General features: G+C 40.1%; 2 protein-coding genes and 2 pseudogenes. 2 read left to right on the top strand and 2 right to left on the bottom strand.

Translation table 11 applies throughout. The features are described 5' to 3' along the window. Nucleotides 1-158 (bottom strand): annotated as a pseudogene (locus AB4384_RS11695) (IS66 family transposase); the annotation flags it as partial. A 5-nt stretch (nucleotides 159-163) separates the two neighbouring features. Then, nucleotides 164-776 (bottom strand): annotated as a pseudogene (locus tag AB4384_RS11700) (IS6 family transposase); the annotation flags it as partial. Nucleotides 777-966: 190 nt separating this feature from the next. On the opposite strand from AB4384_RS11700, the gene AB4384_RS11705 reads away from it, so the two are divergent. Both AB4384_RS11705 and AB4384_RS11710 read left to right on the top strand, forming a co-directional pair. After that, nucleotides 967-3,057 carry a carboxylesterase family protein gene (locus AB4384_RS11705; RefSeq protein ID WP_372129591.1) on the top strand — a complete coding sequence of 697 codons (2,091 nt, stop codon included), beginning with the start codon at nucleotides 967-969 and terminating at the stop codon, nucleotides 3,055-3,057. Nucleotides 3,058-3,196: 139 nt separating this feature from the next. Next, nucleotides 3,197-4,816, top strand: coding sequence for a hypothetical protein (locus tag AB4384_RS11710; protein WP_372129592.1), 1,620 nt, complete (start codon nucleotides 3,197-3,199; stop codon nucleotides 4,814-4,816). Nucleotides 4,817-5,227: the final 411 nt, after the last annotated feature.

Raw genomic sequence — 5,227 nt, forward strand, 5'->3', positions numbered from 1 at the left:
CGATAAAGTGGCATCGCGTATTGGTATTTTCCAAGAATGATGTTGGTCAGCAAACTTTCTGTGGCGAAGCTTTTAGGGATGAGGCTCTGAGGGGATGGCTTCTGAACGATTCGGCTGCTGTCGCCTGTTTTCTCGCACTGACGACAAGCATATTTAGGTTATCAAGCTGTCCGTTCTTAATCATAGTCCAAAGATCTACCCCTGCAAAAGTAGCTTTTGCTCCTTCATCAGATTTCCACCCTAGGCACTGGTGCATTTTACCTTTCACTCTACGGTGACTTTGTTCAGATACATTACCTGAAGCACTTCAATTAGATTGAGCATCTTCCCCGTTAACCAAAGGCTGACGTTGATATTATGTAACGCTAATGCGTTAGCACCACTCTTATCTATCACGACCTTTTCGGGCAAGCCATTATGGCTAATTGCCTGGTGAAGAAGGCGCGAGCTGCCTTCTCGTCACGGTATTCGCACAGTAAAAAATCAATCACATTACCGCATTTATCAACGGCTCGGTAATAATACTTCCACTGGCCTTTGACGTTAATGTAAGTCTCATCCATCCGCTACGAAGTAGCGACAGGCTTCTTTCTTCGGTGTGCTCTGTGCTCCAATAGTGGGGCGTATTTGATAACCCACCGATTGATGGTTGAGTGATCAACATCGATACCTCGCTCATTGAGTATCTCTTCGGTTTCACGGTAGATCAGCTTATAAGAAACGTAATAACGAACAGCCGGAAGAATGATGTCGGAAGGAAAGTGGCGCCTGTAAATTTGATGGCCATAGCGTCGGCAGTGGTGAATTTTGATGAAGAGTTTAACCTATCACCACTGTTTACGACAGAACCTGTAATTGTAATATTGTCCACCTTTTCTGATTTTTAAGTCTAATATTAGAAGATTGATTTTGGTATTCAAAGCGTGATAGCAATGTTCTTTACTTTCGATATTGAAGAGGTAAGTGATGACAAAAGCATTTTTGGTTTTGATCGGAGTTGTACTTTTCGGTTGTCGTGATGATTCTACTGAGTTCAGCTTTACCCCTGCTCCTGAAGAGGAATCACCTCAACCCATTACTTTTGAGGCTCAAATAGGTGAAGTGACTATACAAGGCCTCAAAGAACCAATAATCACAGTCGCCCCTTCACTTTCTGCGACTGAAGACGGTACCTCACTGGTTACAATAGAAACGTTCAAAGGGATACCTTATGCTTACTCGGGCGATAGTAGCGAAGGTGATTTTTTCTTCGGTGCGCCTGACCGTTTTGAACACAGTGTGATGCTGCCTCTAGCACAAGCGGTGACCGAAAATAATTCGTATACAGACTTTGGGAATATATGCCCTCAGTTTGGCTCAACAGAATTGTACTCAGAGACCTGCCTTTACTTGAACGTATGGAGACCTAATAATGCGACTTCAGGTGATTTATTACCTGTGTATGTTTATATCCATAGTGGTTCGTTTGAAACGGGATCTGGACACCTGCCCAATATAATTCCAGATGTCGCCGTTGCACAAAGTACAATGAGTGATAACCCCTTTATCGCTGTTACTTTTAACTACCGTCTTGGTTTATTGGGAAAACGGTGGGTTGAAGATGCAGGTCAAACGAAAGGGGGCAACTTTGCGGTTGGTGATCAAAAGCGAGCTCTAGAGTGGGTTAGCCAACATATCGAAGACTTTGGCGGAGATAGTACAAACGTCACTGTATTTGGGCAAGGTGCTGGTGCGACATCAATTAATGCGCTTCAGCAAACAACCAGTGGAGAGCGCGATCCTGAAGATGATATTGCCGGTAATTTCTTTAGCAGAGCGATTATGCAAAGTTTACCGCTCGGACTTTCATTTGAATCATACGCTGCAGCGAAAGACCAATACGACACTTTAGAAACTGCAATGGCAACGCTGTATCCTGATTTAAGTATTAACCAATTGACGGTTGATCAGATTTTAGAACTACAAAAACAAGTAAAAGCAGAAATAACGGGACGCTTGTTTGGTTTACCTGACCAAACCATCGAAAGTATGGTCAGTGACATCTTGGGCTGGATTGAAGATGGCGATAGCACGGAATCGATTGTGGCGAAGCTTACTTTGAAATACGCATCGGATATTGCAGCAATCGAACCGCGAGCGAAATTACTTCCCTTTTCACCCTACATTGAGTCCCATCGTGAGTGCATAAAGACATTCCTTGGGGTTTGCACAGAATATGAGGAATACCCAGGCTATCACGTAACAAGCCTCGCTCATGAAGCTCCTTTAACCGTCCCTTCTATTATAGGATTTAATAACAATGAAACGGATAGTTATATAGCGGAGTTAAAGTTACTATTCTTGATTAATATAGAATTATTACCGGATATTAAATTACTTGATGTTGTCCTATTTTTAATAGGAGATAGTGATGATATTCGTGATTTGCCACAAATAGCAGATATACCTGCGTACACGTTAATATCATCAATCCTATATGTAGATCGGTTGACCGACACGCCTTTACGCTTTGATGATTTCTCACCATCGGAAAATCCTACCACTTTAGATGGGGTATCAGAAGAGATAAGAAAGTTTAATCAATTAAATAATCAATTGATATATAAATGTGCTATTCGTGATTACGCAAAAGAAGTCGATCATGACATCACTCCTATCATTTATCATTTTGACTATGTCGCAAGTTTTAATAACCAGCTGATTGAAGACTCTATTTTTGACACAATAGGTAATTTGGCTTGCTTCGGTGGAAAAGCCTGTAACCAAGCTGAAATTCCTTTTGTATTTAATCGATTATATAACCAAAGCGGATCGAAGATAGCGCCTGATGAAGGTGACCTTCTTCTTATGGGAGAAGTATCGAGTTTGTGGTTTAGCGATGAATTATTCAACCCTGAATATCGATACCAAGAAGATACAGATAACATATTGGTGATAGTTAATAATGCCACGGATGATGGTGGCGAAATAAACAAGAATATTACAGCGTGGGATGCTACGATAAATATGGGTATTGATGCTAGCACATCACAAGGTATTTGTGATGCTATTTACTAAGTCGTCTTTTATTACAGTGAGGTAGGAATGATGCTACATATGCTAAATAGAGTTTGTTGGATAGAGATGAAAGTAAATCATCGAAATTTTTTTTATTTTATTTCGTAGATCTTGGTGCGTAAGTTTCTTTTCTTTTATTTTGATACTCTCTAATATTGCTAATGCAAAAGAAGCTTCGATTTTTGAGCAGTATGGCATACCGGAACACCTACCTAAGTATGGTATTAGTACTTTATCTCAAGGTGATCATATTGTTGAGCACGTTCGTAAAGTCACTTCAATTAATGAGGAGGCTTCATCTTCATCTTTTTATTTAGTGCAAACAACAGATTTAAAGGGAAATATTGATTTGAGGATTAAATATTTTCAGGATCAAATTTCTCAAATCGATGGTGAACCTTCACTCTCAGAAGATGGTGGAGCGATAGACTCCATTGAATATTTGACTAAAACAGAATATCGACTTCGCGCCTACTCAGATAGTTACGATCGGTCTTCGGTTACCGTTGAAGAATTAGATGAACGTCGTGCAATTGTACGTTTTAACTATTCTAAGTATCAACTACCTCAAGATGTCGCCTATTTTCGTTTCATGCGAGTTGAGATAAGTGTTGAAGATCGCAAGCCTGTTAAAATGGTGATCACTAATTCGCAACCATTTACCTATGGTACTTATAGAATTGAGGATTATAGACAAGAAATCTTAATCAGTGAGCGTTACAATGGTAAATTTTACGTTAAAAGCAAAACCATTGTGGCAAACGGAGTAACTAGAAAAAAAGAAAAGCTTACTCTGTCATTGCTCATGACTCCCGTCGCTTTTTATGACGATGTAGATGGTGTCGAAGTTCTAGATAGTGAAAAGCTTGAAGAAGCATCAGATCCTCGTATTCGAGAAGAAAAGGTCGAGGTCAGTAGTTTTTTCCCACTGATGGGAGACTTAGTCCGTAGACAAGGTATTGATATTCCTCTTCCATACGGTTTTTCTGTCGCTTATCGCAATCAAGATATGGATCTTGGCTTTCAATCTTTTAATTTAGGTCTCGGAGCATTAGGCCTTCAGAATTTAGATAAGGACTTTGAACCGACAGAGACCTTCGCCAAAGTTAATGCTGAGAGTTTTAGTATAAGGGGAGATGTCTATATTTTGCCTTTCTGGAATGTTTACGCTTTAGCTGGAAAGATTAAAGTTAAGGCAACCATTGATGCGCAATATACATCGGAGAGTTTAAACGAAGTTAAAGATAGTTTAAACGGCATCGATCCTGGATTAGGTGATGCCTTATGTAGTGCGCTAAGCAATGAAGGACTCCCTCTGTGTAGCCCTGGTCGATTGAAGCTTCCTTTAAGTCTTGACTATGATCTGTTAGGTGTGGGTACTACACTAGCCGTCGGGTATAAAGAATTTTTCGCCACGCTTAATATGACCGCATCTCAAACACGATTAGAGGGCTCTTCGAGCTGGGGTGATACTCTGTTTGTTGCTCAACCAATGGTTGGTTATCAGCTTGTTGATTATAGAGCTCAGTTATTAATTGGTGCTGAATATCAAGGCTTAGATTCTACGTTAGCCGGTAATCTAGGTTATGTAGATGCGTTACAAGGTGAGTTCACTTATGACGTTGATGTTTCTCTAAATCAATGGGCTTATTTGATTGGTTTTAATAAGCAAATAGGTAAACACTATAATATCACAGCCCTTTATAATAAAGGTGAAACAAGAGAAGCATATACAGTTAGTTTGGGCTATCGATGGTAAATGATTGTGTTAATACTAAGCTGAAATATGGGGAGTATCCGTAGCTCAATTTATTTAACATTAATCTAACAATGTGGCCATGAAACATCTTAGTTTCTTATGGCCATTTTTTTGTTCGGGTAGCATTCTGATTTAAAGGCTCTCCGCCACTTGAAACGCAACACCTCACCCGCGAGAAGAGATGCATCAAGCACTTGCGTATTTTCATCCAAGCACATCGAAGTTGATTATAATCGAACAAGAAGGACAGTGCTCTTGGATATCTAAGCCCAGTTAACTTTAAAAAACAATATGTCGCTTATGCGTATTTCGGTGATTGCGATCGGCTGTTTCCCCCCGTGTCAGCATAGTTGTCGTCTAGATTTTTAAGGGGATAACAATGCCAGCTAATCCGTAAGCGTGCCATGAACA

The organism is Vibrio sp. 10N.261.51.A4 (assembly GCF_041471945.1).
In the GTDB taxonomy this organism is placed as follows: Bacteria; Pseudomonadota; Gammaproteobacteria; order Enterobacterales; family Vibrionaceae; genus Vibrio; species Vibrio crassostreae_C.

Bases quoted from the DNA above. Each gene is read 5' to 3' on its own strand.
- AB4384_RS11705 (WP_372129591.1), top strand. From the start codon at position 967: ATGACAAAAGCATTTTTGGTTTTGATCGGAGTTGTACTTTTCGGTTGT.